At 71.5% G+C, this 24,806-nt stretch carries 33 protein-coding genes and 2 pseudogenes; 16 read left to right on the top strand and 19 right to left on the bottom strand.

The genetic code is table 11. The features are described from left to right. Positions 1-16: 16 nt before the first annotated feature. The gene (gene fdnG / locus MTP03_RS05455; protein ID WP_248491053.1) at positions 17-3,208 is read right to left on the bottom strand and encodes a formate dehydrogenase-N subunit alpha; all 3,192 of its coding nucleotides are present in this window, start codon (positions 3,206-3,208) and stop codon (positions 17-19) included. Positions 3,209-3,479: 271 nt separating this feature from the next. Here fdnG and MTP03_RS05450 point away from each other — a divergent pair, with 271 nt between their 5' ends. The 5 genes and pseudogenes from MTP03_RS05450 (at position 3,480) to MTP03_RS05435 (ending at position 5,753) form a co-directional block, all read left to right on the top strand. After that, a complete protein-coding gene (locus tag MTP03_RS05450; protein ID WP_248491052.1) occupies positions 3,480-4,118 on the top strand; it encodes an HAD-IA family hydrolase in 639 nt (212 codons plus the stop codon). A 67-nt stretch (positions 4,119-4,185) separates the two neighbouring features. Next, positions 4,186-4,401, top strand: a pseudogene (locus MTP03_RS23415) (RNA polymerase sigma factor); the annotation flags it as partial. Positions 4,402-4,534: 133 nt separating this feature from the next. After that, complete coding sequence (locus MTP03_RS05445) at positions 4,535-4,750, top strand: RNA polymerase sigma factor (RefSeq protein WP_248491051.1); 216 nt, start codon at positions 4,535-4,537, stop codon at positions 4,748-4,750. Further along, positions 4,747-5,118, top strand: a complete 372-nt coding sequence (locus tag MTP03_RS05440) for a hypothetical protein (protein WP_248491050.1) — start codon at positions 4,747-4,749, stop codon at positions 5,116-5,118. Before MTP03_RS05445 ends, MTP03_RS05440 begins: the two co-directional genes overlap by 4 nt. Beyond that, positions 5,115-5,753 carry a DUF4349 domain-containing protein gene (locus MTP03_RS05435; protein ID WP_248491049.1) on the top strand — a complete coding sequence of 213 codons (639 nt, stop codon included), beginning with the start codon at positions 5,115-5,117 and terminating at the stop codon, positions 5,751-5,753. The genes MTP03_RS05440 and MTP03_RS05435 overlap by 4 nt, the downstream gene beginning before the upstream one ends. 4 nt (positions 5,754-5,757) lie before the next feature. Here MTP03_RS05435 and MTP03_RS22590 read toward each other — a convergent pair whose 3' ends face one another. From MTP03_RS22590 to MTP03_RS05415, 5 genes are read right to left on the bottom strand one after another with little or no spacing between them, the layout of a single operon-like run. Beyond that, positions 5,758-5,880, bottom strand: a complete 123-nt coding sequence (locus MTP03_RS22590) for a hypothetical protein (protein WP_256465221.1) — start codon at positions 5,878-5,880, stop codon at positions 5,758-5,760. Next, on the bottom strand, positions 5,868-6,158 hold the full coding sequence (locus tag MTP03_RS05430) for a PaaI family thioesterase (protein ID WP_248491048.1): 291 nt from the start codon (positions 6,156-6,158) through the stop codon (positions 5,868-5,870). The genes MTP03_RS22590 and MTP03_RS05430 overlap by 13 nt, the downstream gene beginning before the upstream one ends. Positions 6,159-6,182: 24 nt before the next feature. After that, a complete protein-coding gene (locus tag MTP03_RS05425; RefSeq protein ID WP_248491047.1) occupies positions 6,183-6,428 on the bottom strand; it encodes a hypothetical protein in 246 nt (81 codons plus the stop codon). Next, positions 6,428-7,159 (bottom strand): DUF5995 family protein, encoded by a 732-nt coding sequence (locus tag MTP03_RS05420; protein WP_248491046.1) that lies wholly within the window; start codon positions 7,157-7,159, stop codon positions 6,428-6,430. Before MTP03_RS05420 ends, MTP03_RS05425 begins: the two co-directional genes overlap by 1 nt. A 1-nt stretch (position 7,160) precedes the next feature. Then, on the bottom strand, positions 7,161-8,354 hold the full coding sequence (locus MTP03_RS05415; protein WP_248491045.1) for an NAD(P)/FAD-dependent oxidoreductase: 1,194 nt from the start codon (positions 8,352-8,354) through the stop codon (positions 7,161-7,163). Positions 8,355-8,454: 100 nt separating this feature from the next. Between MTP03_RS05415 and MTP03_RS05410 the strand changes: the two genes are divergently transcribed. Beyond that, entirely contained in the window at positions 8,455-9,981 is a 1,527-nt protein-coding gene (locus MTP03_RS05410) for an OFA family MFS transporter (protein ID WP_248491044.1), read from the top strand. Between the two features lie 18 nt (positions 9,982-9,999). On the opposite strand, the gene MTP03_RS23410 is transcribed toward MTP03_RS05410, so the two are convergent. Continuing rightward, entirely contained in the window at positions 10,000-10,317 is a 318-nt protein-coding gene (locus MTP03_RS23410) for a MerR family transcriptional regulator (protein WP_248492048.1), read from the bottom strand. 90 nt (positions 10,318-10,407) lie between these two features. On the opposite strand from MTP03_RS23410, the pseudogene MTP03_RS23405 reads away from it, so the two are divergent. Together MTP03_RS23405 and MTP03_RS22580 are read left to right on the top strand one after the other, a co-directional pair. Next, positions 10,408-10,716 (top strand): annotated as a pseudogene (locus MTP03_RS23405) (NAD(P)H-dependent oxidoreductase); the annotation flags it as partial. An 82-nt stretch (positions 10,717-10,798) separates the two neighbouring features. Further along, complete coding sequence (locus MTP03_RS22580; RefSeq protein ID WP_256465219.1) at positions 10,799-11,041, top strand: NAD(P)H-dependent oxidoreductase; 243 nt, start codon at positions 10,799-10,801, stop codon at positions 11,039-11,041. Positions 11,042-11,108: 67 nt separating this feature from the next. Here MTP03_RS22580 and MTP03_RS05395 read toward each other — a convergent pair whose 3' ends face one another. From MTP03_RS05395 to MTP03_RS05385, 3 genes are all read right to left on the bottom strand, one after another. Then, the gene (locus MTP03_RS05395; protein WP_371820894.1) at positions 11,109-12,074 is read right to left on the bottom strand and encodes an RNA polymerase sigma factor; all 966 of its coding nucleotides are present in this window, start codon (positions 12,072-12,074) and stop codon (positions 11,109-11,111) included. Positions 12,075-12,231: 157 nt separating this feature from the next. Further along, positions 12,232-12,618, bottom strand: coding sequence for a YciI family protein (locus MTP03_RS05390; RefSeq protein ID WP_248491043.1), 387 nt, complete (start codon positions 12,616-12,618; stop codon positions 12,232-12,234). Between the two features lie 93 nt (positions 12,619-12,711). Then, positions 12,712-13,404 (bottom strand): type 1 glutamine amidotransferase domain-containing protein, encoded by a 693-nt coding sequence (locus tag MTP03_RS05385; protein ID WP_248491042.1) that lies wholly within the window; start codon positions 13,402-13,404, stop codon positions 12,712-12,714. Positions 13,405-13,500: 96 nt separating this feature from the next. Between MTP03_RS05385 and MTP03_RS05380 the strand changes: the two genes are divergently transcribed. Next, positions 13,501-13,944 (top strand): MarR family winged helix-turn-helix transcriptional regulator, encoded by a 444-nt coding sequence (locus tag MTP03_RS05380; protein WP_248491041.1) that lies wholly within the window; start codon positions 13,501-13,503, stop codon positions 13,942-13,944. Between the two features lie 6 nt (positions 13,945-13,950). Here MTP03_RS05380 and MTP03_RS05375 read toward each other — a convergent pair whose 3' ends face one another. Further along, a complete protein-coding gene (locus tag MTP03_RS05375) occupies positions 13,951-14,409 on the bottom strand; it encodes a peroxiredoxin (protein ID WP_248491040.1) in 459 nt (152 codons plus the stop codon). A 23-nt stretch (positions 14,410-14,432) separates the two neighbouring features. Between MTP03_RS05375 and MTP03_RS05370 the strand changes: the two genes are divergently transcribed. Next, entirely contained in the window at positions 14,433-15,065 is a 633-nt protein-coding gene (locus MTP03_RS05370; RefSeq protein WP_248491039.1) for a DUF2461 domain-containing protein, read from the top strand. Continuing rightward, the gene (locus MTP03_RS05365) at positions 15,055-15,480 is read left to right on the top strand and encodes a YbaN family protein (protein WP_248491038.1); all 426 of its coding nucleotides are present in this window, start codon (positions 15,055-15,057) and stop codon (positions 15,478-15,480) included. The genes MTP03_RS05370 and MTP03_RS05365 overlap by 11 nt, the downstream gene beginning before the upstream one ends. On the opposite strand, the gene MTP03_RS05360 is transcribed toward MTP03_RS05365, so the two are convergent. The 6 genes from MTP03_RS05360 to MTP03_RS05335 all read right to left on the bottom strand — a co-directional run bounded on the left by MTP03_RS05360 (position 15,461) and on the right by MTP03_RS05335 (position 19,818). Then, positions 15,461-15,739 carry a hypothetical protein gene (locus MTP03_RS05360; RefSeq protein WP_371820893.1) on the bottom strand — a complete coding sequence of 93 codons (279 nt, stop codon included), beginning with the start codon at positions 15,737-15,739 and terminating at the stop codon, positions 15,461-15,463. The genes MTP03_RS05365 and MTP03_RS05360 overlap by 20 nt on opposite strands. 95 nt (positions 15,740-15,834) lie before the next feature. Beyond that, entirely contained in the window at positions 15,835-16,671 is an 837-nt protein-coding gene (locus tag MTP03_RS05355; protein ID WP_248491037.1) for a helix-turn-helix domain-containing protein, read from the bottom strand. Beyond that, positions 16,668-17,003, bottom strand: coding sequence for a hypothetical protein (locus MTP03_RS05350; RefSeq protein WP_248491036.1), 336 nt, complete (start codon positions 17,001-17,003; stop codon positions 16,668-16,670). Before MTP03_RS05350 ends, MTP03_RS05355 begins: the two co-directional genes overlap by 4 nt. A 96-nt stretch (positions 17,004-17,099) precedes the next feature. Next, a complete protein-coding gene (locus tag MTP03_RS05345; RefSeq protein WP_248491035.1) occupies positions 17,100-17,531 on the bottom strand; it encodes a VOC family protein in 432 nt (143 codons plus the stop codon). 56 nt (positions 17,532-17,587) lie between these two features. Next, a complete protein-coding gene (locus MTP03_RS05340; protein WP_248491034.1) occupies positions 17,588-18,586 on the bottom strand; it encodes an acryloyl-CoA reductase in 999 nt (332 codons plus the stop codon). A 68-nt stretch (positions 18,587-18,654) separates the two neighbouring features. Then, positions 18,655-19,818: an FAD-dependent monooxygenase gene (locus tag MTP03_RS05335; protein WP_248491033.1), complete on the bottom strand. Its 1,164-nt coding sequence runs from the start codon at positions 19,816-19,818 to the stop codon at positions 18,655-18,657. A gap of 95 nt (positions 19,819-19,913) precedes the next feature. On the opposite strand from MTP03_RS05335, the gene MTP03_RS05330 reads away from it, so the two are divergent. The 3 genes from MTP03_RS05330 to MTP03_RS05320 all read left to right on the top strand — a co-directional run bounded on the left by MTP03_RS05330 (position 19,914) and on the right by MTP03_RS05320 (position 21,660). Beyond that, positions 19,914-20,498, top strand: a complete 585-nt coding sequence (locus tag MTP03_RS05330; RefSeq protein WP_248491032.1) for a hypothetical protein — start codon at positions 19,914-19,916, stop codon at positions 20,496-20,498. Further along, positions 20,491-20,949: a MarR family winged helix-turn-helix transcriptional regulator gene (locus MTP03_RS05325; protein ID WP_248491031.1), complete on the top strand. Its 459-nt coding sequence runs from the start codon at positions 20,491-20,493 to the stop codon at positions 20,947-20,949. The genes MTP03_RS05330 and MTP03_RS05325 overlap by 8 nt, the downstream gene beginning before the upstream one ends. A 96-nt stretch (positions 20,950-21,045) precedes the next feature. Continuing rightward, the gene (locus MTP03_RS05320) at positions 21,046-21,660 is read left to right on the top strand and encodes an FABP family protein (protein ID WP_248491030.1); all 615 of its coding nucleotides are present in this window, start codon (positions 21,046-21,048) and stop codon (positions 21,658-21,660) included. An 8-nt stretch (positions 21,661-21,668) separates the two neighbouring features. Here MTP03_RS05320 and MTP03_RS05315 read toward each other — a convergent pair whose 3' ends face one another. Both MTP03_RS05315 and MTP03_RS05310 read right to left on the bottom strand, forming a co-directional pair. Then, entirely contained in the window at positions 21,669-22,010 is a 342-nt protein-coding gene (locus MTP03_RS05315) for a VOC family protein (protein ID WP_248491029.1), read from the bottom strand. Positions 22,011-22,032: 22 nt separating this feature from the next. Continuing rightward, positions 22,033-23,532, bottom strand: coding sequence for an MDR family MFS transporter (locus tag MTP03_RS05310; RefSeq protein ID WP_248491028.1), 1,500 nt, complete (start codon positions 23,530-23,532; stop codon positions 22,033-22,035). Between the two features lie 116 nt (positions 23,533-23,648). Between MTP03_RS05310 and MTP03_RS05305 the strand changes: the two genes are divergently transcribed. Further along, positions 23,649-24,113 carry a nitroreductase/quinone reductase family protein gene (locus tag MTP03_RS05305; RefSeq protein WP_248491027.1) on the top strand — a complete coding sequence of 155 codons (465 nt, stop codon included), beginning with the start codon at positions 23,649-23,651 and terminating at the stop codon, positions 24,111-24,113. A gap of 60 nt (positions 24,114-24,173) precedes the next feature. After that, entirely contained in the window at positions 24,174-24,782 is a 609-nt protein-coding gene (locus MTP03_RS05300; protein ID WP_248491026.1) for a vancomycin high temperature exclusion protein, read from the top strand. The last annotated feature ends 24 nt before the right edge of the window (positions 24,783-24,806 follow it).

Genomic DNA, 24,806 nt, shown 5'->3' with positions numbered 1-24,806 from the left:
CGTCGCCGTGTCCACGTCACCATCGGGTCCATCCCTCCTGCTCGGGATCGTCCCGCCGCGGGTCCGGGTAGATGTCGCCCGGCTTCGGGGCGGTCAGCCGCACGTTGTCCGTCGCGGTGGTGACGCCCGCCCGGTCCCGGTAGCTCTGCACCAGGTCCTCGAGCGCCGCGCCGCGCGGCCGGCGGCCGGCGATCACCGTGCAGGAGCCGACCTTCGACTCCTGGATCTGCGTGTTCGGATCGAGCGTGACGCCGATCAGGTCGTTGGCGGCGTCGCCGGTCACGACGGCGTCGCTGCCGACGCCCCAGTGATACGGCAGGCCCACCTGGTGAACGGTGCGCCCGCCGATGGTCAGCGGCCGCATCCGTTCGGTGACGAGGACGCGGCATTCGATCGCGGCGCGCGGGGAGATGATCGTCGCCCAGCCCTCGTTCTCCAGGCCGCACTCCGCGGCCAGCCCCGGCGAGACCTCGCAGAACATCTCGGGCTGCAGCTCCGCCAGGTACGGCGACCAGCGGCTCATGCCGCCCGCGGTGTGGTGCTCCGTGAGCCGGTACGTGGTGAAGACGTACGGGTAGACGTCCGCCCCCGGGTCACCGGCGCTCGGCGCGTCGAGGTTGTCCTCGCGCGGGAACAGCACCCGGGCCGGGGCCTGCTGCTGCGGGTGGATCGCGTTCCGCACCGGCGACTCCTGCGCCTCGTAGTGCGTCGGCAGCGGACCGTCGACGAGGCCCGTCGGCGCGAACAACCAGCCCTTGCCGTCGGACTGCATGATGAACGGATCGTCGCCGGCGAGGGCCTCGGCCCCCGTCGCCCCGGGTTCGGGGACGGTGCCGGGGGCGAGCGTGGCCGGGAAGTCCGGGACGTCGGGCCCCGTCCACCGGCCCTCGGTCTCGTCCCACCACAGGTACTTCTTGCGCTCACTCCACGGGCGCCCCTGCGGGTCCGCGGACGCCCGGTTGTAGAGCATGCGGCGGTCGGCGGGCCACACCCAGCCCCACTCGGACTGCGTGATCCCGCCGCCGCCCTGCGGCACGCGGCGGGCCGCCTGGTTGGCGCCGTCGGCGTAGACGCCGGTGTAGATCCAGCAGCCCGCGATCGTCGAGCCGTCGGCCTTCAACTGCGTGTACGACGTGAGATTGCGCCCCGCGTCGGGACCGGATACGAAGCGGCCGTTGATCTCCGCGAGCACCGCCTCGGGGTCCGGGTTGCCGTGCGCATCCGGCGGGTAGTCCCAGGTGAGGTCGAGCAGCGGGCGATCGCGCTCGTCGGTCGAGCCCGCGAGTCGCTCCCGGATCCGGAGGCCCAGCTCGTAGAAGAAATCGAGCTCGCTCTGCGCCTGGCCCGGCGGCTGCACGGCCTGGTGCCGCCACTGCAGCATCCGCTGGGTCTGCGTGAACGAGCCCGCCTTCTCGACGTGCGTGGCGGCGGGCATGAAGAACACCTCGGTGCCGATGTCCTCGGTGCGCAGCTCGCCCGAGGCGATCTCGGGGCCGTCCTTCCACCAGGTGGCCGACTCGATCATGTTCAGGTCGCGCACGACGAGCCACTTCAGCTTCGCCATGCCCATGCGCTGCTGCCGCCCGTTGGCGGAGCCGACGGCGGGGTTCTGGCCGAGCACGAAGTACCCGTCGACCTTCCCGTCCAGCATGTCGACGGCGGTCTGGTACGTGCCTGCGGGACCGTTCAGCTTCGGCAGATAGTCGTACGCGAAGTCGTTCTCCGCCGTCGCCGCGTCGCCCCACCAGGCCTTGAGCAGACTGATCATGTAGGCGTCGGCGTACTGCCAGTAGCCCTTGCCCGTGCTCGGCCGGACCGACGCGATGTAGTCGGCCAGGGTGTCGTGCTTGCCGACCGAGGGCATCGGCAGGTACCCCGGCAACAGGTTGAACAGCGTGGGGATGTCGGTCGAGCCCTGGATGCTGGCGTGCCCGCGCAGCGCCATGATGCCGCTGCCCGGCCGCCCGACGTTGCCCAACAGCAGCTGCAGGATCGCCGCGGTGCGGATGAACTGAGCGCCCATCGTGTGCTGCGTCCAGCCGGTCGCGTAGCCGAAGCACGTCGTGCGCTCGCGCCCGGAGTTGCTCGTGATCGAATCCGCCAGGTAGGCGAACTCGGTCGGCGAGATGCCGCACATGTCGGCCACGACCTCCGGGGTGTAGCGCGCGTAGTGGCGGCGCAGCACCTGGAAGACGGTCCGCGGGTCCTGCAGCGTCTCGTCGCGGCCCTCGGCGTACTGCCACGTCGACTGGTCGTACTTCCCGGTCTCCGGGTCGAACCCCGAGAACAGTCCGTCGAGGTCCTCCGTGTCGCGGTAGTCCTCGCCGACCATCTCCGCCGCGTTGGTGTACGCGACGACGTAGTCGTGGAAGTACGCGTCGGTGGCGAGCACGTGGTTGATGAGCCCGCCGAGCAGCACGATGTCGGAGCCCGCGCGGATCGGCACGTGCCGGTCCGCCACCGCGGAGGTCCGCGTGAACCGCGGGTCCACGTGGATCACCCGTGCGCCGCGGGCCTTCGCCTCAGCGACCCACTGGAATCCGACCGGGTGCGCCTCGGCCATGTTGCCGCCCATGAGCACGATGCAATCCGCGTTGGCCATGTCCTGCAGGGACTGGGTGGCGCCGCCGCGCCCGAACGAGGCTCCCAGACCGGGAACCGTGGCGGAGTGTCATATGCGGGCCTGGTTCTCGATCTGGATGGCGCCCGCCGCGGTGAACAGCTTCTTGATGAGGTAGTTCTCCTCATTGTCGAGCGTGGCGCCGCCGAGCGAGGCGATGCCCATGGTGCGGCGCAGCGGCCGCCCGTGCTCGTCGAAGTCCTGCCAGCCGTGGCGCCGCGCCTCGACGAACCGGTCGGCGATCATGTCGATCGCGGTGTCCCGGTCGAGGTCCTGCCACTCGGTGGCGTACGGCGCGCGGTAGCGGATCTTCGTCTGCCGCAGCGGATTGTTCACCAGCTGCTCGCTGGACGAGCCCTTCGGGCACAGCCGCCCGCGCGAGATGGGCGAATCCGGATCGCCCTCGATCTGGATGACCTTCTCGTCCTTGACGTACACCTTCTGGCCGCAGCCGACGGCGCAGAACGGGCAGACGCTCTGCACCACCCGGTCGGCGGTCTTCGTGCGCGGCTCGAGTGCGCGGGTACGCGGAGACTCGACGGCCGGGCCGCGGCCGAACACGTCCCCGGAGCGGAGCTGCCGCAGCACGGGCCATTCGAGGGGCTGAACCTCGTCATGCCCCCGAGCCTAGTCCCGCCGGGCGCGCGTCGCTCCGGAACCCGCAGTCGACCCGGCTGTGAGATCGTGAAGACTGCTCGAACTCGCACGTGCGGAGCAGCAGCTCCCGAGCTCCCGCCCGAGGTCTGGGCGTACCTGTTGCGCGGCACGACCGGACCTCGTCGTCCCCCCGCTGATCCGCACGCCCCGCCCGGACCGGTCCGTATCGTGGTGCCCACACGCCCATCCCAGGAGGACATGCATGCTCACCGGTCACGCTCTGCTGCTGGACATGGACGGCACGCTGGTCGATTCGCACACCGTCGTCGAACGGTGCTGGAGCCGGTGGGCGCGGGAGAAGGGCCTCGACCCCGCGGCGGTGCTGGCCGTCGCGCACGGCCGGCAGGGGCACGCGACGATGGCGGAGCTGCTGCCAGACCGCCCCGTCGAGGTCAACCTCGCGGAGAACCGAGCACTGCTCGCGCAGGAGACCGCCGACACCGAGGGCATCGTGCCCGTCGCCGGCGCGCCCGCCTTCCTCGCCGCGCTCGACGGTGCCCCGCACGCCCTGGTGACCTCCGCCGACGTGGCGTTGTCGACGGCGCGCATGGGCGCCGCGGACCTGCCGCTGCCGGCGGTGCGGGTGACCGCGGAGGACGTGCGCGCGAGTAAGCCCGATCCCGAGGGTTTCCTCCGCGGCGCGGAACTGCTCGGCATCGTCCCCGCCGACTGCATCGTCTTCGAGGACTCCGAGGCCGGCATCGCCGCGGGGAAGGCGGCGGGGATGCGGGTGGTCGGGGTGGGCCCGCAGGCGGCGCGCTTCTCCCCCGACGTGCACGTCGACGACCTGACCGCGGTGACGGTCACCGTCGACGGCGAGGGCATCCACCTGGCCTTCTAGCCGGCACCGTCGGATCCGGGTGAGACGGTCGGCCGCCACGGCGACATAGAGGGGTGTGACGTCCACGATGAGAACCGACGAGTCCGCGGACCGGACCCTCCTCGCCCGCGCCGCGGGCGGTGACGGCTCGGCCTTCGCGGCGATCCACGACCGCCACGTGCGCCCCGTCTTCTGGCAGGCGTACACCGTCCTGCGCGACGCCGACGCCGCGCAGGAAGTCACCCAGGACACCTTCCTCACGCTCTGGCGCCGTATCGACGCGGTGCGGATCGTCGACGAGTCGGCGCTCCCGTGGCTGCTCACCACGGCGCGGTACACCGCGCTCAACGCGGGGCGGCGGCTCTCCGCAGTCCGGGACAGATCGGCCCCGCTCGACGACGCCGAACCGCCGGGCGCGGCCCTCCCCCGAAGACGAGGTGCTCGCGGCGGAGATCCGCGAGCTCATCGCCGCCGCGGTGAACGCCCTGTCCCCCACCGACCAACGCCTCTACCGCTTGTGTGTGGAGGACGAACAGACCTACGAGCGGGCCGCGGCCGAAGTGGGCGTGACCCACGCCGCCGTGCGCAACCGCGTCTCCCGGCTGCGCGGCCGTCTGCGCGCCGACCTGAGCACCCTGAGGGAGCAGTCATGACGACCCGGATCACCCCCGACGACATCCTGACCGACGACCGCATCGACGCGATACGCACGCATGTCATGACCGCGGTCGACTCCGATGTCCGCGCACGACGCACGAGTCGGCGGCGCCGCACGGCCGGGATCGCCGCCGCGGCGGCCGTCGTCGCCGTCGTCGCGGGCGGCGGGATCGTGCTCGGCACGCAGACCGGCGGTTCGTCGTCGGCGCCCGCGGCCGACCGGGCGGGCGGCGCCGCCCCGATGGGTTTCTCCGCCCCCGAGGACGCGGCCCCCACCGCGGCCAAGACCGTCGCCCCGAACGCCGCTCCCGAGCGGACGCCGGCACCGTCGACGCCCACCCCGGGCAGACGAGCCGGCAGGTGATCACCACCGGATCGGTCGCACTGCGGATGGACGATCCCGCCGGCGCGGCAGAGGATCTCGCGGCCGAGGCGGAGCGGCTCGGCGGCCGGGTGGACGAGCGGACCGAGTCGGGCGTCGACGACGCGAAGCGCGCGACGCTCCGGCTGCGAGTGCCGAACGACAAGGTGGACGACCTGGTCGCGAAGGTGGGCCGGCTCGGTGAAGTGCGCTCGGTCTCGCTGCAGCACGAGGACGTGACCACCACGGTGGTCGATCTCGAGGCCCGGATTCGCGCGACGCAGTTGTCCGTCGACCGGCTCACCGACATCCTCGCGCGAGCGGACACCTCCGACAAGGTGATCGCGGCGGAGGGCGCACTGACAAAGCGGCAGCAGGAGCTCGAGAGTCTGCAGTCGCGACGCGCGTCGATCGGCGAGAAGGTCGCGCTGTCGACGGTGACCGTTTCCATCAGCACGCCGTCGGCAGGAGAGGACCGCGGCGGATTCCTCGGCGGGCTCGAGGACGGGTGGGACGCGATGGTCGGCGCCGCACGCTGGCTCGTGGTCGCCGTCGGCGCCGTACTCCCCTGGGCCGCACTGCTCCTCGTGCTCTACGGGCTGTACCGGACGGTGCGCCGCCTCCGGTCCCGGCCGTGACGGGCTAGGAGGGGACGACGAGCGCGCGGGCCGTGGCGAACCGGGGCCCGCGCGCACCGTCGACCTCGACGAAGAAGTCGGCCTCGGAGAAGCTCTGCTTGCTGCCGGGCTTGATCACCCGCCCCACGGCGAGGAAGGCCCCTCCTGCGCGGGACGCAGGAACTGCATGTCCATCTGGGTGACGAGGCCGCCTGCGCCGGGATGCATCGCCAGAGCGTAGCCGCACGCGTTCTCGAGGACGCCCGCGATCAGCGCGGCGTGCAGGCCGCCGACGTTCTGGCACAGATCGTCGCGGCGTTCGAGCCGGAGGACGACCTCCTCCCGGTCGGCGCTGAGCACCTCGATACCGGCCCACCGGTTGAACGGCAGGGAGTCGTTGTAGCTGACGAGTTCCTCGAAGGTCACCCCAGCACTATCGCACCCGGCCGCTCAGCGACCGGTCGCGGCGAGCACCGGAGCGGGTGCGGGACGCGGCGCCGGCCCGGGCACGGGGCTCGGATTCGGCACGGGCGTACCGAGGCCACCCAGGCCGGACAGGACGTCGAACGCGACCTCGCCGGTCTGCCACAGCGCGAGGATCGCGCCCTGCGTCGCCGGGCGGACGCCGGGATTCTGCAGCGCGAGCCCGTTGGCGAACGTGATGGTGTTGTAGCCGTCGTCCGCGGCGCGCAGCATCAGGTTCGAGGCGACGCCCGCGCCCACGATCCGGTCGAGCCCCGGCCGAAGAAGTAGAACGTCCACAGCGCCCACAGATCCGCGTTGTAGATCCGCTTGCTGCGTTCGGGGATCACGTTGCCGTTCTTGGCGATCGAGTCCACGACCCGGTAGAAGTCGGGCGCGTTGGCGGGCGTGCTGCGCGTGGCCTCCACGGTGTACGCCAGGTCGACCGTGATGTGCGCGTTGTATCCGGCCATCGCCACCCGCCCGGGCGGCAGCTCGCACCGCGAGGCCAGCCGGAAGTAGGTGCCCCACCACTGCGGCACGGCGCCGCCGGTCCACTGGGCGTGCACCGCCCGCAGGTACCGGCCGACCAGGTCGATCGAGAGCGACTTGGTGTACCGCGGATCGTCGAGCGCGGCCTCGTTCCGCTGGGTGGGCGTCACGGCGTCCCGGATCACGCCGTCCATGCCCACTCCGAACAGCCCGCGCCAATCCTTGTGCGCGGCCAGGACGTCCGCGATCTTCCGCTGCCTCGCGGTCAGATCGTCGAGGGTCGCGAACGTGGGTGCCGTCGAGACGCCGCGCAGGTCCGAGAGCGCGACGATCCGGGCGTTCTCGGCGGGACTCAGCGCGCTCGTCCCGCAGTATCTCGACGGTGCCGCCTGCGCGGGTTGGGCGAGCAGGGGCACCGTCAGTACGGCGGCGATGAGCGCGCCGGCGTAACGCGCCGACCGGGCCGGTGACACGTCAGACGTCCGCGAGCGGCACGCCGGTGTCGGCGAGCCGCGCCGGGTCCACCACCCGACGGGACGTGATCAGCTCACGCACATCGTCGCCCACGTCCCAGACGTTGACGTTCATGCCTGCCAGCACCCGCCCCTCGGACAGCCAGAAGGCGACGAACTCGAGTGAGTCCACGTCGCCGCGGATCACCACCGCGTCGTACCCCGTGGAGAGCCCGAGGTACTCCATGCCCAGTTGGTACTGATCGGTGAAGAAGTAGGGTAGCCGGTCGTACACCTCGTCGCCGCCCAGCATGTTCGCCGCCGCGACGGCGGGCTGGTTGAGGGCGTTCGCCCAGTGCTCCACCCGGATCCGTCGCCCGAGGGCCGGGTGCTCGGCGGCCGCGACATCGCCGACGGCGTAGATGTCCGGGTCGGAAGTCCGTAGTCCCGCGTCCACGGCGACGCCGCCCTCCGCGAGCGCGAGGCCGGCCGCCTCCGCGAGGTCCACGTTCGCGATCGCCCCGATTCCCACCAGCACGGTGTCGGTGGGCACGGATTCCCCGTCGCCGAGGACGAGCCCCTTCCCGCCGGGCAGCACCGACCGCACCGTCGTGCTGGTCCGCATCTTCACGCCGTGCGACCGATGCAGGTCGGCGAAGACCTTCGCCACCTCGGGCCCGAGCGCCCCGAGGAGCGGCTGCTCCGCGGGTTCGACGACGACGACCTCGAGCCCGGCCTCCCGCGCCGCGGCCGCCGCCTCGAGGCCGATCCAGCCGCCGCCCACGACGCCGAGCCGCCCGCCGCGCGCGAATGCCTCGCGCAGCCTGTCGCTGTCGTCGAGCGTGCGGAGGTAGTGCACCCCGTCGGCGTCCGGCAACGGGCGAGGCCGGGAGCCCGTGGCCAGGAGCAGCTTGTCGTACGGGAGCTTCTCCCCCGTCTCGAGTTCGACGGTGCGCGCTCCCCGATCGAGAGCGGTCGCGCGGACGCCTGTCCGCACGGCGACGTCGTGGTCGGCGTACCACGCGGCATCGAAGGTGAAGACACTGTCGCGCTCGGCCGACCCCTGTAGGTACCCCTTCGACAGCGGAGGCCGCTCGTACGGCAGGTGCTCCTCCCCACCGATCACGGTGATCGGGCCGTCGTGGCCCCGATCCCGCAGTGCCTCGGCCGCCTTCGCGGCCGCCAATCCCGCTCCGACGATGATGATCGCTGCCATGCATCCGACGGTAGACCCGACCAGCTGCGAGCGAAACCCCTCGGAGTAGCGGCCTCAGCGGGTAGAACAGGTGAGTTCGACTTCCGAAGAGGAGACCACCTTGCCAGCCCTGTCGTTCCTGGACCGCGCCCACTCCGTCGCTCCGACCGGGTACAGCCGCTGGCTGATTCCTCCCGCAGCGCTCGCCATCCATCTGTGCATCGGCCAGGCGTACGCGACCAGTGTCTACAAGGACGCCCTCGTCAAGCACTTCGACACGAGCCTCACCGCGATCGGCGTGGTGTTCTCGGTCGCGATCGTGATGCTCGGCGTCTCGGCCGCACTGTTCGGGACCTGGGTCGACAGGGTGGGTCCGCGGCGCACCATGTTCACGTCGGCGTGCTGCTGGTCGGCGGGATTCCTCATCGCCGCCGCGGGCATCGCCACCGAGCAGCTGTGGCTGGTGTACCTGGGCTACGGCGTGGTCGGCGGCATCGGGCTCGGCCTGGGCTACATCTCCCCCGTGTCCACGCTGATCAAGTGGTTCCCCGACCGGCCCGGCCTCGCCACCGGCATGGCGATCATGGGGTTCGGCGGCGGCGCCATGGTCGCGGCGCCGCTGTCGAAGCAGTTGCTCTCGTTCTACGGCGGCACGGCGGCGGGCGGCACCGCGGTGATGAAACTGTTCGTCACACTGGGCGTCGCCTACTTCGTGGTGATGATGCTGGGCGTGTTCACCGTCCGCGTCCCGGCCCCGGGCTGGCATCCCGCGGGATTCGACCCCGCCGACAAGCCGGCGTCCGCGCTGGTCACCACCGCGCACGTGTCGGCCGCCAACGCCATCAAGACCCCGCAGTTCTGGCTGCTGTGGATCGCGCTGCTGTGCAACGTGACCGCGGGGATCGGCATCCTGGAGAACGCGGCGGACATGATCCAGGACTTCTTCCGCGGCGACGGTGGCGTCTCGACCGTGACCGCGACCGTGGCCGCGGGTTTCGTGGGCCTGTTGTCGGTGGCCAACATGGCGGGCCGGTTCGGCTGGTCCACGGCATCGGACTACCTGGGGCGCAAGCGCACCTACATGGTGTACCTCGGGGTCGGGATCCTGCTGTACCTGGCGCTGTCGACGGTCGGCTCGTCGTCGACCGCGCTGTTCGTGCTGTTCTGCGCCGTGATCATCTCGTTCTACGGCGGCGGCTTCTCGACCGCACCCGCCTACCTGCGGGACCTGTTCGGCACCTTCCAGGTGGGCGCGATCCACGGCCGCCTGCTCACGGCCTGGTCCACCGCCGGGATCCTCGGCCCGCTCATCGTGAACGGCGTCCTGGACGCTCAGGGCAAGCCGGGCGAGCTGCAGTCCGGCGATTACCGACCCGCGCTGCTGATCATGACGGCCGTGCTGGTCGTCGGCTTCGTCGCGAACCTGCTCATCCGCCCCGTCGCGCAGAAGTGGCACGAGAAGGGGGCCGTCACCGACGCCGTCGACGCGGCGCACCGGCACGAGGACGGCCCCGTCGAACCCGTACCCACGGAGGCGTCCACGAAGTACGGCCCGGCCCTGCTGGTCACGTGGGCGGTGGTGACGGTGCCGTTGGCCTACGGCCTGTTCCACGCGGCGAAGGCCGCGCTGCAACTCTTCACCGGCTGACGCGGCGAGCCCCAGCGGTCAGAGACGCTCGGCCTCGACGTACTCCCGCAGCTCATCGAGTTTGCGCCGCGCGGCGAGGAGTTCCTCGATGCGCGCGTCGAGCAGGGACCTGCGCTCCGCGATCCGGTCGAGTGCCGCACTCACCTCGGCGGGCGTGACCGGGGCGGGGCCGCACACGATGCCGACGAGGTCGGCGGTCTCCGCCGCGGTCAGGCCCGCCTCGATCAGGCACCGCGCGTCCTCCACGGTGCGCACGTCCTCCTCGGTGAACGAGCGGTAGCCGTTCGACGTGCGACCCGGCGCGAGGATCCCGGTGGCCTCGTAGTGCCGGATCATCCGCGGCGTGGCGCCCGTGCGGGCGCACAGGTCACGCATGCGGAGCGCGGGCTTGACCATGACACTGGTGTCAGAGTTCATGCTCTCAGTATGACCGAGAATCACACTCCGCTCCGCGCCCTCATCGTGACCGCCCACCCCGATCCGCGGTCCGTGACGATGTCCACCGCGCGCGCCGTCGCCGCAGGCTTCCGCGACGCGGGCCTGGACTCCGCCGAACACCACGACCTCGTCGCCGCCCGCTTCGACACCGACTTCCACGACGCCGACCTCGCCCTCTACCGCGACCCGGCCGCGCCGGTGCCGGACGACGTGCTCGCCGAACAGCGCCGGCTCGAGGAGGTCGACGTGCTCGCCGTCGTGTTCCCGGTGTACTGGTGGTCGCTGCCGGGCGTGCTGAAGGGCTGGATCGACCGGGTGTTCACCCGTGGCTGGGCGTACGACGACACCGGCTCGGGCCTCCCTCCGCTCCCCGAAGCGGATGTACTTCATCGGCATCGGCGCCACCAACGAGGCGACCTACCGCAGGCGCGGCTACCTCGAGAGCATGCGGACACAGCTGGTCGACGGGATCGCCGGGTACATGGGTGCCGACGATGCGGAGCTCATCCTGCTCCACGACGGGGAGTCGTCCGATCCGGCGGTGCACCGCGCGCGGGACGAGGCCGCGCGGGCGGCCGCGTACGGGCTCGGTCTCCGCGGACGCGACGCGGACGCCGCGTGACCGAACGGGCTCGGTCGGTCTGCTCACCGTAGCGCGGCGAGGTACTCGCGTTCGGCGGGGTCGGTGGTCAGCGAGATCGCCTTGGCGACCGCCGCACTCGCCTCGGGCTCGCCCGGCGGCGGAGCAGGTGGGCGCGGAGCGCCCACGCGGACTGCAGTCGATCCACGCCCTCGATCGCGTCCAGCGCGGCCAGGGCGGGTGCGGCACCGTCGGTCTCGGCGAGGACGGCGGCCCGCGCGACCGCCGCACCGCGGGTGGGCGCGAGGCCGAGGAGCGCGTCGTAGAGCCGCCGCAGGTGCGCCCAGTTCGGCTCCCCGCCGGCGGGCCGGGCGCAGTGCACCGCCCCGATCGCCGCCTCCAGCTGGAACCGGCCGACGGTGCCCAGCGCGTGCGCGGCGCGCAGGTGGCGGTGCCCGGCGGCGATGAGATCGCCGTCCCAGCGCCGCGGATCCTGCTGCGGGAGTGGGACGTAACGGCCGTCCTCATCGACGCGGGCCGGCAGCCGGGCACTCGAGAGATAGAGCAGCGCGGCGAGCCCGTGCGCCTCGGCGACGGCCGGCGCGGCCTCCGTGATCGTGCCCGCCAGACCGAGCAGGAGCGCGTGCCGCTCACGCGGCGGGGTGGGCCACTCGATGCTGTACGCCCCGTACACCGCCTCCAGCACCGGCCCGAGTCGTTCGGAAGTCACTGCACCGTCGGGGACCTCGAACCGGATCCCGTCGGTCCGGATGCGTTTCTTGGCCCGGGTGAGGCGGGCGGCCATGGTGGCCTTGGGGATGAGGAACGCGGCGCCGATCCGTTCGGCGGTGAGGCCGAGGACGGTGTTGAGCATCAGCGGGACGCCCGCCTCCGCCACGGCCGGGTGCGCGCACACGAGTAGGAGTTCCAGTCGGCGGTCCGGTCGTTCGCTCAGCGCCGGGGCGTCGTACTTGTCGTCGAGCGGCACCGACGTGCGCTCCGCGGCCGACTTCCACCTGTCCCGCTGACGGTTCCGGGCGACGGTGAGCAGCCAGGCATCCGGATCATCGGGCACACCGTCGAGGGCCAGCGCGTGAGGGCGCGCTCGAAGGCGTCGGCGAGCGCGTCCTCCGCCGACGCGATGTCGTGGGTGCGCGCGGCAAGCAGCGCCAGCAGTCGGCCGTACGAGGTGCGGGCGGCGGCCTCCGCCCGCACCCTCGCCTCGTCGTCCATCAGTCCGTGCAGGCCGCGGCGTTCCAGACGCCCTCGTCGCAGGCGGCGGCGACCTTGCGGACCTCGATCACCGCGTACTGCGTGGCCGGGTGCTTCTCGGCCCACGCGATCGCGGCGTCCCGATCGGGCACGTCGAGGATGAAGACGCCGGCGAGCGCCTCGCGGGTCTCGGCGAACGGCCCGTCCTGGACCCGGAGGTCACCGTCGCGCCGGGTGACGGTGACGGTGGCCGCCTGCGGTTCCAGGATCTCGGCGCCGACCAGGACCCCGGCCGCCTGGAGCGCGGCCGTGTAGTCGGCCATCGCCTGCTGCATCTGCAGCATCACGTCCATGGGGATGTCGCCCTCGGTGGGCTCGGCGTTGTTGAGCAGCAGTGCGTAGTGCATGTCGTCCTCCTGATGTCTTCACCGTGCCCCAGGGGCGGGGCACAGTGATGACGATCGAGGAACGCAGGAATCGACAGCCGCCCGGATTCCTGCTCAGCGGGCGGCGAGCAGTGCGAGGACTCCCTCGGCGACGGGGTGCGCGCTGGCCGGGTTCTGGCCGGTCACGACGTTGCCGTCGGTGACAGCGAAGGGGGCCCACGCCTCGTCCGCCTTGACGTAGGTGGCGCCGAGCTCGGCGATGCGCTCCTCGAGGTTGAACGGCACGATGGGGTCGAGCCCGGCGAGGAGTTCCTCGTCCCAGGAGAACCCGGCGATGCGGCGCCCGTCGATGAGCGGCGCACCGTCGGAGCGCGTGGCGCCCAGCAGGCCGGCGGTGCCGTGGCAGACGGCGGAGACGACCTTGCCGGCCGCGTCGAAGTCGCGGAGCAGGGTCGCGAGGCGCTCATCGGTGGGGAAGTCGAACATCACGCCGTGGCCGCCGGTGAGGTAGATCGCATCGAAATCCTTGACGTCGACGTCCTCGAGCGACTTCGTGTCCCGGAGCAGGTCCATGAACGCGGGATCGTCGTAGCGGGCGCGGGTTCCGCCCTGCGCGAGCACCTCGTGGCTCAGCGACTCGGGGTCGATCGGAACGAAGCCGCCGTCGATGCTGGCGATGGTGGTGGTGTGGCCCGCGGCCTCGACGGCGTCGACGAAGTGGGTGAGCTCACCCAGCCACAGGCCGGTGCGGCGGCCGCTCACTTCGTAGGACGGGATGCTGGTGGTGACGACCAGGATGTTGCTCATTGTCTCCGCTTTCCGCAGTTGGTTTGTCCGACAACTCAACGGTAACACATATGAGTTGATTCGCAACTGATATGTCTGTCCTGCTATGCTGCAGGCGTGGCTGAGCATGAGGAGACCTGCGATTTCGGCTGGTCCGTGGGGGTGTTGAACAAGGCGTACGCGGAGGCGGTGGCGCCGATCCTCGAGCGGATCCCACGCGGGATCCGTGGCTACCAGACGCTGTACGCGGCCGCGACGTACGACCTGCCGACGCAGTTGGCCCTCGCCGAGTATCTGCTCATCGACAAGTCGGTGATGCCCTACGTGGTGGACGACCTGGCCGACGCCGGACTGGTGACGCGGGAACCGTCGCCCACGGACCGGCGCGCGCGGCGCGTGGTGCCGACGGACTCCGGCCTCGCGATGCTGCGCGAGGTGCTGGACGCCGTCCACGCCGCGGAGCGCGACCTGCTCGGCCCGCTCTCCCCCGACGATGCCGACGTCCTGCGGCGCGCGGTCGCCATCGTCGCGCGCACGTCGCGCGACGCGATGTCCGCCTGAGAAGGGCTACCCGCGGAGCGCGGCGAGGGCGCGGTCGGCGTGGACCTGCATGTTCACCTCGGAGGCGATCACGTCGGCGACGGTGCCGTCGGCCCGGATCGCGAACGTGGCGCGCTTGGTGGGCAGGCCGGCGAGCTTGAGCAGGCCGTCGCGCCTGACGCCGTACGCGGCCGCGACGACACCGTCGACGTCCGCGAGCAGCGGGTAGTCCAGGCCGTGCTTGGCGGTCCAGTCCTGCTGCTTGGCGACCGCGTCGCGGCTGACGCCGACGCGTTGCACGCCGGCCTCCGCGAACTCGGCGGCGAGGTCGCGGAAGTGGCACGCCTCCTTCGTGCAGCCCGGCGTGAACGCCGCGGGGTAGAAGAACAGCGCGACGGGGCCTGTCGCGAGCAGGTCGCTGAGCTTACGCGCGGTGCCGTCCTGATCGGGCAGTTCGAAGTCGGGCGCCTTGTCGCCGGGTTTCATACCGCCAAGGCTAGCCTGGGCCCATGAGTTTCACCGGATTCCCCGAGGCGGCGCTGGACTTCTACGACGACCTCGAGGCCGACAACTCGAAGGTCTTCTGGGAGGCGCACAAGGAGGTCTACAAGACCGCGGTGGCCGCGCCGATGGCGGCGCTGACCGAGGAACTGGCCGACGAGTTCGGCGGCGCGAAGATCTTCCGGCCGTACCGCGACGTGCGCTTCTCCAAGGACAAGACACCGTACAAGACGCACCAGGGCGCGTTCGTCGCGGTCGGCCCTGCCACCGGCTACTACCTGCAGATCGGTGCGCCGGGAGTCCGCGTCGGCGCCGGCTTCTACGAGGCGAGCCCCACCCGTCTCGCCGCGTTCCGGCAGGCCATCGACAGCGACGTCCACGGCCCGGCGCTGGAGAAGATCATCTCGAAGCTCCGGCGCGGCGGGTGGGAGATCGGCGGCGACACCCTTAAGACCGCGCCGCGCGGCTGGGACACCGACCACCCGCGGATCGAGTTGCTGCGTCACCGATCACTCACAGTGATGCGCGACTACGGGTTCGGCGAGATCATCGGCTCGCCGAAACTGGTGGACGAGATCCGCAAGCACTGGCGGCAGACCACGCCGCTCCTGGACTGGTTGGTGGAGCACGGTGACGCCTGAGGTCCCCGAGCCCACCCCGGCACCGCGACCCCACTCGCGGTTCCGGTGGCTGTGGTGGGGCGCCGCCTACGTCGCGCTCGGGCTGGGCATCGCCGGGGTGGTCCTGCCGCTGGTGCCCACCACGCCGTTCATACTGCTCGCCGCGTTCTGCGCGGCCCGCGGCTCGGACACCCTCCACCGGAAGCTGCTCGAGCACAGGATCTTCGGGCCGATGATCCGCGACTGGCAGGCCACGGGTGCGGTGAGCCGGACGGCGAAGTACCTGGCCATCGGCAGCATGGCGGTGTGCGCCGTGATCCTGTTCCTGGTGACCCCGATGTGGTGGACAGCGGCGCTCGGCACCGCCGTCATGGCCACCGTCGCGACGTGGTTGTGGTTCCGCCCGGAGCCGGAGGTCAGTCGTCCAGGGCGCTGACGGCGATCCCGTACGGCAGGAACCGCACCTTGCGGGTGGCGTCGGTGTTGTGCTGGTTCGCCCGCAGCGCGTCGATCTCCGCGGCGAAGACCTGCTCGACGCGGGCGCTGCCGTCCTCGGCGAGGGCCACCACGGCCCACACGCCGTCGCCGGTCTCCCCCGCGGTCTCGGGCTCGCGCCGCGGCTGGGGCGCGGCACCGTCGAACAGGCCCGAGAACACCTCGCGCCCGGCCGCACCACCGACGAACTTGCCGAGCATGTCCCGGCCTCGCGCGCGAGCTCGTCGAACTCGCCCGGACCGAACCCGAACGGGTTCTCGTTACCTGCCATGACTGACTCCTCGGCGTTGACCTGCTAGTTGACTCCAGTGTCCACGCCCGAGGCGTTCTCGGCCACCATCGATCGCAGGACGCCGGCCGTCGCCGCGTCCGCGGGGAAGAACGTCTCGATCGCGAGGTCCTCGACGGTGACGTCCCGCGCCGCGCCGAAGACGGTCGTGGTCGAGAGGAACGAGAGCTCGCCGAAGTCCGTCCGCACGCGCAGCCCGACCACGAGCTCGACGGTGCCGTCGCAGGCCGGATCCGACGACACGTCGTCCGGCGGGCCGGGCGGATACGACGCCAGTTCCCGCGCCAGCTCACGCAGCCGCGCATCGCCCGTGGCCTCGATCTGGTGGTCCAGCCGGTGCAGCAGGTCGTGCCGCCACTGGGCCAGGTTCACGATGTGGGGCGCCAGCCCCTCGGGGTGCAGCGCCAGCCGCAACACGTTGACGGGCGGTTCCAGCAGCCAGGGCGCGCACCGCGTGGTGAGGGCCGCGACCTGCGGGTTCGCTTCGATCATGGTCCAGTGCCTGTCGACCACCAGCGTCGGGTTCGGTTCCTGAGCGGCGAGGATCTTCGCGATCGCCGAGGCCACCGCCGCCATCGGCGCGGCCGACAGCTCTCGCGCCGGGAAGGTCGGGGCAAACCCGCCGGCGAGCAGCAGTTCGTTGCGCTCGCGCAGCGGGATCGCCAGGTGCTCGCCCAGCCGCAGCAGCATGTCGCGCGTGGGGCGGGCCCGGCCTGTCTCGAGGAAGCTCACGTGCTTGGCGGACACGTCCGCCCGAGACGCGAGTTCGAGCTGACTCAACCGCCGTAGCGTCCGCCACCGCCGCAGCAGCGACCCCACGTCGAGCACGTCCGGCGCCGTCATCCGCCGAGCGTATCCCGCTCCGGCCGGACGGGGCCCGGGACTTTCACCGCGCGGTCGAACTGGCTGAGGAACCAGTCGAACTCGAGCGAGTCGCCGCGGCTGCCCAGCACTGCCATCCCCGTGGCCATCACGATTCCCAGCAGGGCCAGCACGATCGCGCCGACGATCAGCGACCACCACATGGCCCGGTGCAGGCCGGGATCGTCGGTGAACACCAGGACCAGCGGCGCCGCGGTGAGCGCGTACACGATGTAGGCGTTGCTGAGCACCTTATCCGCGTGCACCGCGAACCACAGCATCCGGCACCTGCCGCCTCGGGTCTGCTCGAACATCGCCCACTCCCCTCGTCCCTGATCGGTGGTCGATCCGAACGTAAGCGGGACGAGGTGGTCGCGTCGATTACCTCGCGGGTAATCGGCGGAGAGGAGTCAGTCGAGGCAGAACTCGTTGCCCTCGACGTCGGCCATCGTGAGGCACGACTCGTTCACGCCGTCGGCCTCCTGCAGGTAGAGGCGGGTGGCGCCCAGCTTCTCGAGCCGGGCGCCCTCCGCCTCCAGCGCGGCGAGGCGCTCGGCGCCCACCATGCCGGTGCCCACGCGGACGTCCAGGTGGACGCGGTTCTTCACCGTCTTGCCCTCCGGCACGCGCTGGAAGAACAGGCGCGGACCCACCCCGTTCGGGTCGACGCAGGCGAAAGCGCTGCCCTGATCGGCGGGCGGCAGGGCCGCATCGAACGCGTCCCAGTCGGCGAAGCCCGGCGGAGGCGGCGGCACCACGTAGCCGAGCACCTCGCACCAGAACAGCGCGACCCGCTTCGGGTCGGCGCAATCGAACGTCACCTGGATCTGCCTGACAGTCATGCGATGACCGTAACCAGCGCTGCGGTCATCGTGTGACCTGATTTCAGCCCGCGATGTCACCAACCGCGGCGCACATCGACGACGGCGCGACCGGTGTACGTGCCCGCGCGGAGCGCGTCGACGACCGAGGCGACACCGTCGACGCCGATGTCGCGGCCGGTCAGCCCGAGGTGCCGCGGCCGCAGGTCCGTCTCGATGCGCTGCCACAGCGCGCGCCGGTCGGCGATCGGCAGTTGCACCGAGTCGATGCCGATCAGGGCGACGCCGCGCAGGATGAACGGCATCACGGTGGTGTGCACCGCGATACCGCCGGTGAGCCCGCTGGCCGCGACGGCGCCGCCGTAGTGCAGCGTGCTGACGATGTCGGCGAGCGCCGCGCCGCCCACGCAGTCGACGGCGGCCGCCCACTTCCCCTTGCCCAGGGGACGCGGCTTCGCGTCCGGGTCCAGCGGCAGGCGGCCGATCACCTCGGACGCGCCGAGCTCGCGCAGCAGGTCTCCCGCGTCGGCCTTGCCCGACGACGCGATGACCTCGAAGCCGAGCCCGGCGAGCAGATCGATGCTCGCGGAGCCGACGCCGCCCGTCGCGCCGGTCACGACGACGGGACCGTCGCCGGGGGTCAGACCGCGGTCCAGCAGCGCCGCGACGCTCATGGCCGCGGTGAACCCGGCCGTCCCGACTGCGGCGGCGTCGCGGGTGGAGAGCGCGGCCAGGCGGACGACCCACTCGGCGGGGACCACGGCCTGCTCGGCGTAGGCGCCATCGCGGGCGGTCCCGATCTCGTAGCCGTGCGCGACCACCTTCTCGCCGACGGCGAACTCGTCGGACGCGGACTCGACGACGGTGCCCGCGATGTCGATGCCCGGCACGATCGGGTACTCGCGCACCACGCCGCCGCGCGGGGTGAAGGCCAGCGCGTCCTTGTAGTTCACCCCCGAGTACTCGACGGCGATCCGCACCTGCCCGGGCTCGAGGGCCGCGGGATCGCGGAGCTCCACGCGGGAAGTGATGGCATCGTCGGCCTGCTCGGCGACCAGGGCGCGGTACTGGGTCATGGTGGGCTCCTGACGGACTCGGTGGCGTGCCTGCGATGCTACGGCCCCGCAATCGCGCTCGCCCCGGGCTACTTCGGGCCGCGTGGACGCAGCAGCCGACCCACACCGGGCAGCGTGAGCGCGCGGATCATCAGGTTCTGAATCTCCAGGTGCACGCGCGACGGCGGCGCGTAGCGCGCCATCCCGAGCCGGGCCTTGCGCTGGTGCTCGCGCACCTCGTCGCGCAGGCCCTGCTCCCAGGTCCGCAGCGCCGCCGTGACGTCGTCCGGGTGTTCGGCCAGAGCAATGCCCAGACGGTCCGCCCCGGCCAGCGCGAGCCCGGCCCCGTGGCCGGCGAACAGGGAGACGCACCACGCGGCGTCGCCGAGGAGCACGGTCCGGCCGGTGCTCCAGCAATCCATCACCACCTGGCTGACCGCGTCGAAGTACGCGCCCCGCGAGTGGGCGGCGCGGGAGTCGAGCACCGCGCGGAGCTCGCCCGCCAGGTCGGCGTAGCGCTCGGCGAGTGCGGCTGCGACGCCCGCTTCGAGTTCGCCCTGCGTCGAATCCGTGCGGTAGGTGAAGAACGCGGACGCGGCCCCGGCGCGCGGATGGAACACCGCGGCGGTGCGGCCGACGTCGATGAACGTGTCGGCGGTCCGAGGCGGCGTCGTCGCGGGCGGGGCGTCGAGCGGGAACGCGGCCACGACGTGCCCCATGTCGCGCACGAACTCCTCCTCCGGCCCGAACGCCAGCGCGCGCACGCCGGAGTGCACGCCGTCGGCGCCGATCACGAGGTCGACCTCGTCGACGGTGCCGTCGCTCAGCGTGACCCGGAGCGGGCGGGCACCGTCGGGCTCGATACCCGTGACCGTGGTGCCGTAGCGGATGCCGACCGCGGCCGCGACGGCGTCGTGCAGGACCGATTCGAGATCGCCCCGGAAGACGGTGAGAACCCTGGTGCCGAGCGCGGATTCGGCCATCGCGGCGGGGAGCGTGAAGCGGACGGTGCCGTCGGCGCGGACCACGTTGGAGGTGAACGCCCCCTGGTCGTGGCGGCGCAGCTGGTCCACGATCCCCAGGCGGTCCGCGGCGTCGAAGCCCGAGCCCAGCAGGTTCACGAGGTAGCCGCCGGTCCGCCGTCCCTCGGCGCGCTCGACCACCACGACCTCGTAGCCGTCTCGGTGCAGACGCAGCGCCGCCGCGAGCCCCGCGATTCCCGCACCGGCGATCAGTACCCGGCCGTCGGCCATGTGCCCTCCTCGTTATTTGAGCGACTGTTCAAAGTAAAGTATGAACGACTGACCATTCCGACCGCAAGCGCAGCCGACCTCGTAGGATCAGGGTCATGCCACGCGGAGTCCCCATCGACGGAGCCCGGCAGCGGATGTTCGCCGCGGCCGAGGGCGTCGTGCTGCGCGACGGGGTCGCCGGCCTGCGCGGGCGGGCGGTCACCGCCGAGGCGGGGGTCGCCACGGGGCTGCTGCACGCGCACTTCGGCGACTTCGACCGGTTCCTCGTGGCGTACGTCATCGATCGCAGCTTCGCGCTCACCGCCGAGGCCTCGGCGGCGCTGGGCCCGGCGGACCGTCGACCCGCGGCGGACGCGGTGTGCGAGGCCCTCGAGGCACTGCCCCGCCCCGCAGTGACGACGCTGGCCCGCCTGCTCGCCGCCAGGCCCGACCTGCTCGCGCCGGCCGCCGAATCCCTCGGCGCCGAGAGCACCGGCTTCGCCGGGGTGACGCGGGCCGTCGCCGACCGACTCGCGGCCGAGACCGGCCGGTCCGAGGCGGACGGGCCGGGCGCGGGCGCGTCGGCCGAGCACCTCGGCTACGCCGTGGTGGCGATCGCGCTGCGCGCGTGGACCGAAGGCGGAGCGGCGGACTGGCGCGCCGTGGTCGCCGGGCTGCTGGAATACTCGCGGAATGAGTGATCGCACCGTCCCCCTCGACGAGGTGCGGGCGTTCGAGACCGCGACCCGCGACCTGGTCGGCCTGGCGCTGCGGAGCGTGGAGCAGATCGATCTGTCGCTCCCGCAGTTCCGGCTGCTCCAGGTGCTGGTGGAACAGGGGCCGTCGAGCGCCATCCAATGCGCCGTCGCGCTCGGCGTGGTCGGTTCGACGGTGACCCGCCTCGCGGACCGGCTGCACGCTTCGGGTCACCTCGAACGGCGCGCGGATCCGTCGAACAGGAGCATGGTCGAGCTGCAGGTCACGCCCGCCGGACGGAAGGTCGTGCGGACCGTCACCGAGCACCGTCGACGGGAGTTGCGCGCGGCGCTCGCCCACCTCGACCCCGCGGCGCGGGCCGCGTGCAGCGCGGCCCTGCGCGCACTGCACGACACCCTCGACACCGGCGACCGGCCGCGACAGATCCCGATCTGACCGACGTTCTCGATCCGCGGATACCGGGCGATAACGGTCTTGCGTTGTGCAAGACTTGTGGTGCGCAAGACCTCAGCCCTCGCGATTGGAGCAGCCATGACCACCCCGGCGATCGCCGACATCCGCGGACCGCAGAAGCTCGGCCCCCTGACCCCGCTGGTCGGCGAATGGGAAGGCGACGTGGGCGTCGACCTCTCGTACCACAACACCGACGACATCACCGGGCACACCTCGTACTTCGAGAAGGCGATGTTCAAGCCGATCCCGATCCAGGAGAACGGCCAGCAGACGCTGTGGGGCCTGAACTACTCGATGACCGCCTGGCGGCACGGCGAGGAGGCGATGGACCCGTTCCACGACGAGATCGGATTCCTCCTGTGGGACAAGGCGAACGGCCAGGTCATCCGGAACGTGGTGTTCGGCCGCGGCATCGCGATCCTGGCCGGCAGCGACGCCGGCCCGCACGACCGCGAGCTGCATTTCGACGCCAAGCCGGGCGATCCGTCGTACGGGATCCTGCAGAACCGCTACCTCATGGAGCGCGCCGAGATCCGCGACTTCACCAGTACTTTCACGATCATCGACGACGAGACGTTCAGCTACACGTCCTCGCTCAGGCTGCGTCTCGCGGCCACCGGCGCCGAGATGGACCACACCGACGAGAACACGCTGCGGCGCGTGAAGCGGTTCCACCCGGGCTCGGACGCGTAGCCCCCGGTTCAGTCCGCCGCCGGCGCGCCACCCACCCCGACCTCGTTGCCGTCGGGGTCACGGAACAGTGCCTTGCGGACGCCGTTCTCGTACACCTCTTCCGACTCCGGCCGCACGCCGCGTTCGGCGGCCGCGGCGAGGAAGCCGGTGTAGTCGTCGACGAACACCGTGACCGCCGCGTGGCCCGCGTGCTGCGGGAGCACCTCCGCATAGACGTGGCAGTGTTCCTGCAGCGTCCAGACGTGCTCGGTGTCGTTCGGCGCGAACGTCTCCACCGGGCCGAAAAGACGTTCACCCCAGGCGATCGCGCGCGGCAGGTCGGTCACGGCGAGGCGTGCGAACAGATCCATGGTCACTCCGACCGCTCGTCCGTCAGTGGTGTGCCGGGCCGGAGGCGGCGGCACCGTCGGGCTTGTGGGCGGGGAGCAGCAGGGCGGAGGCGACCACCGCGACGCCCATGAGGGCGGCGAGGGCGAAGGCCCACTGCAGTCCGCCGAGGAAGCCGTCGGGCTGCGTGGCGCCGGCGGATACGAGATGCGCAGAGCGGTTCTCCAGCACCACGATCAGCGCGGCGGTGCCGATCGCGCCGGCCACCTGCTGCAGCGTGCCGAGCAGCGAGGAGCCGTGCGAGTACAGCTCCGACGGCAGATCGCCGAGGCCGACCGTGAAGACGGGGGTGAAGATCGCGGCGAGGCAGATCATCAGCGCCACATGGAAGGCCACGATCACCGGGTACGGGGTGGTGGAGCCGATCCGACTGAGCGCGGCGAGCGCGACCACCATGCCGATGGCCCCGGGGATCACCAGCGGCCGCGCGCCGACGCGGTCGTAGAGCTTGCCGACCTGCGGGCCGAGCAGGCCCATCGCCAACCCGCCGGGCATCACGAGCAGGCCGGTCTCCAGTTCGGAGAGGCCGCGCAGGTCCTGCAGATACAGCGGCAGCAGGATCATCGAGCCCAGGAAGGCCATGAAGCCGGCCGTCATGAGCAGGAGCGAGACGGCGAAGGTGCGGTGGCGGAGGGTGCGCAGGTCGAGCAGCGGCATGTCGCGCTGCTGCAGCCGGAGCTGGTACGCCGCGAAGGCGGCGATGAGGAGCACGCCGGCGGTCACGGTGAGCGCGGGGCCGGTCCAGCCGCCGGAACCGATCTCGCTGAGGCCGTACACGAGGCTGCCGAAGCCGCCCGCGGCGAGCATCACGCTGATCCAGCTGATCGGGGTGGTCTCCGTCTCCCCCACGTTCTCCAGCTGCCGCATGCCGGCCATGCCGACCAGCACGGCGATCGGGAGGACGAACGCGAAGATCAACCGCCACGAGCCCAGGTGCAGGATCATCCCGGACACTGCGGGCCCGAGCGCCGGCGCGCACGACATGGCGAGCGTGACCTGCCCCATGACGCGGCCACGGTCGTTCTCGGGGACGACGGTCATCAGGGTGGTCATCAGCAGCGGCATCATCACCGCGGTGCCGCCGGCCTGGACCACGCGGGCCGCGAGGAGCACCTCGAACGACGGTGCCGCCGCCGCGAGCGCGGTGCCGACGCTGAACGTGGTCATCGCGACCGCGTAGGCGGTGCGGGTGCTGACGCGGTGCAGGAACCAGCCGGTCACCGGGATCACCGCCGCCATCGTCAGCATGAACACGGTGGAGAGCCACTGCGCCGCGCGGGCGTCGATGTGGAAGTCCGCCATCAGCCGCGGGATGGCGTTGATCATGATCGTCTCGTTGAGGATCACGACGAAGGTGGCCGCCACCAGCAGTTTGATCACCAGCGGCGTGCGCCCGGCCTGCTCCGTGCGCGCGCTCGATGCTGCGCCGGCGGGCTTCGTCAGATCGGTGGGTGGTTGATTCACCTGTTCAGTGTGCGTGGTCATGGCCCGTTCCTCGTAGTCGTTTTCCGGTGACCCCTGCCGATCACCGCCGTCATGAGTACGACGAACACAGGCCCGAGGTTTCGACACCGCCGGGCGAACGGGTCTACCGTTGAGGCATGAGCCGGAGTGCGGGAACCGCCAGCACCATGCCGCTGCAGGGCGCCATGAACGCCCTGATGCGAACCCTGCTCAAGGCACCCGGGATCTCGAGATTCCTCGGCGAGCGCCTGCTCACGCTGTACGTCGTGGGGCGGAAGTCGGGCAAGCTCTTCGAGATCCCCGTCGCCTACACCAAGCGGGACGGGAAGCTGCTCGTGGGCTCGCCGTTCGGGTGGGGGAAGAACCTGCGCACCGGCGAGCCGATCGACATCCAACTCGCGGGTCGCCGCCGCACCGCCGACGTGCGGGTCGTCTCCGACGAGGCCGGGGTCGTCGAACTGTACGGCGTGATCGCCGCCGACAATAAGAACTTCGCCTCGTTCAACAACATCGGTTTCACCGCCGACGGCTCCCCATCGCCCGAGGACCTGCATCGGGCGTTCGAGGGCGGCGCACGCGTCTTCGTCCTCACTCCGCGGTAAGCGGAGTCGCGCCGGTGCCGCCGAGGCGCCGGCGGCCGCGCCATCGGTACGCTGGGTCCAGTGTTCGCAGTAGTGCGCCGGCTGATCCGGTATGCCGTGATCGTGGCGGTCGTCGTGATGGCGGCATCGAGCGTCTGGGTGCAGTGGGAGAGCCGCTCGCGGATCGATCCGAACGCGTCTCGACAGTGGGTGATCGTGCTCGGCGATCGGGTGCGCGACGGCGCACCGTCGGTCTACCTGCGCGAGCGGCTCGACACGGCGCTGACCGTGCTGCGCGACGGGCGCGCCCAGCGCGTCCTGATCTCGGGACACGCGGCGTCGACGAAGGGCGACGAGGTGGCCGCGATGCGGCAGTACCTGCTCGAGCGCGGCGTCGACGCCGCCGCCATCACCGACGACCGATTCGGCGTGACCACCTACAACACCTGCGCCCGCGCGCGCACCGTCTTCGGGATCGACGGTGCCGTGCTCGTGACGCAGGACTTCCACCTGCGGCGGGCCGTCGCGCTGTGCCGGTCGCAGGGCATCGACGCCGTGGGTGCGGAGGCGGATTCCGACGCCGGTGTGTACCTGACCGTGCGGAACTGGGTCCGCGAGGTCGGCCTGTCGCGGCCGAAGGCGACCCTGGACGCGCTCCTGGATCCCGGCCCGCGCACCGTCGAGCGGTGACGCTCGGTCCGTGTTCGCAGTCGG

The sequence above is a fragment of the Tsukamurella sp. PLM1 genome (assembly GCF_023168325.1).
Lineage (GTDB): Bacteria > Actinomycetota > Actinomycetes > Mycobacteriales > Mycobacteriaceae > Tsukamurella.
The sequence above is the reverse complement of the archived record's forward strand: the minus strand, read 5'-3'. Positions and strand labels throughout refer to the sequence as shown.

What these genes read in the sequence shown, in the direction of transcription:
- MTP03_RS05450 (WP_248491052.1), top strand. Translation starts at nt 3,480, where the DNA reads ATGCTCACCGGTCACGCTCTGCTGCTGGACATGGACGGCACGCTGGTC.
- MTP03_RS05440 (WP_248491050.1), top strand. Translation starts at nt 4,747, where the DNA reads ATGACGACCCGGATCACCCCCGACGACATCCTGACCGACGACCGCATC.
- MTP03_RS05425 (WP_248491047.1), bottom strand. Translation starts at nt 6,428, where the DNA reads ATGCTGCGCGCCGCGGACGACGGCTACAACACCATCACGTTCGCCAAC.
- MTP03_RS05415 (WP_248491045.1), bottom strand. Translation starts at nt 8,354, where the DNA reads ATGGCAGCGATCATCATCGTCGGAGCGGGATTGGCGGCCGCGAAGGCG.
- MTP03_RS23410 (WP_248492048.1), bottom strand. Translation starts at nt 10,317, where the DNA reads ATGATCCGGCACTACGAGGCCACCGGGATCCTCGCGCCGGGTCGCACG.
- MTP03_RS22580 (WP_256465219.1), top strand. Translation starts at nt 10,799, where the DNA reads ATGTACTTCATCGGCATCGGCGCCACCAACGAGGCGACCTACCGCAGG.
- MTP03_RS05390 (WP_248491043.1), bottom strand. Translation starts at nt 12,618, where the DNA reads ATGCACTACGCACTGCTGCTCAACAACGCCGAGCCCACCGAGGGCGAC.
- MTP03_RS05385 (WP_248491042.1), bottom strand. Translation starts at nt 13,404, where the DNA reads ATGAGCAACATCCTGGTCGTCACCACCAGCATCCCGTCCTACGAAGTG.
- MTP03_RS05375 (WP_248491040.1), bottom strand. Translation starts at nt 14,409, where the DNA reads ATGAAACCCGGCGACAAGGCGCCCGACTTCGAACTGCCCGATCAGGAC.
- MTP03_RS05370 (WP_248491039.1), top strand. Translation starts at nt 14,433, where the DNA reads ATGAGTTTCACCGGATTCCCCGAGGCGGCGCTGGACTTCTACGACGAC.
- MTP03_RS05360 (WP_371820893.1), bottom strand. Translation starts at nt 15,739, where the DNA reads ATGCTCGGCAAGTTCGTCGGTGGTGCGGCCGGGCGCGAGGTGTTCTCG.
- MTP03_RS05355 (WP_248491037.1), bottom strand. Translation starts at nt 16,671, where the DNA reads ATGACGGCGCCGGACGTGCTCGACGTGGGGTCGCTGCTGCGGCGGTGG.
- MTP03_RS05350 (WP_248491036.1), bottom strand. Translation starts at nt 17,003, where the DNA reads ATGTTCGAGCAGACCCGAGGCGGCAGGTGCCGGATGCTGTGGTTCGCG.
- MTP03_RS05345 (WP_248491035.1), bottom strand. Translation starts at nt 17,531, where the DNA reads ATGACTGTCAGGCAGATCCAGGTGACGTTCGATTGCGCCGACCCGAAG.
- MTP03_RS05340 (WP_248491034.1), bottom strand. Translation starts at nt 18,586, where the DNA reads ATGACCCAGTACCGCGCCCTGGTCGCCGAGCAGGCCGACGATGCCATC.
- MTP03_RS05335 (WP_248491033.1), bottom strand. Translation starts at nt 19,818, where the DNA reads ATGGCCGACGGCCGGGTACTGATCGCCGGTGCGGGAATCGCGGGGCTC.
- MTP03_RS05330 (WP_248491032.1), top strand. Translation starts at nt 19,914, where the DNA reads ATGCCACGCGGAGTCCCCATCGACGGAGCCCGGCAGCGGATGTTCGCC.
- MTP03_RS05325 (WP_248491031.1), top strand. Translation starts at nt 20,491, where the DNA reads ATGAGTGATCGCACCGTCCCCCTCGACGAGGTGCGGGCGTTCGAGACC.
- MTP03_RS05320 (WP_248491030.1), top strand. Translation starts at nt 21,046, where the DNA reads ATGACCACCCCGGCGATCGCCGACATCCGCGGACCGCAGAAGCTCGGC.
- MTP03_RS05315 (WP_248491029.1), bottom strand. Translation starts at nt 22,010, where the DNA reads ATGGATCTGTTCGCACGCCTCGCCGTGACCGACCTGCCGCGCGCGATC.
- MTP03_RS05310 (WP_248491028.1), bottom strand. Translation starts at nt 23,532, where the DNA reads ATGACCACGCACACTGAACAGGTGAATCAACCACCCACCGATCTGACG.
- MTP03_RS05305 (WP_248491027.1), top strand. Translation starts at nt 23,649, where the DNA reads ATGAGCCGGAGTGCGGGAACCGCCAGCACCATGCCGCTGCAGGGCGCC.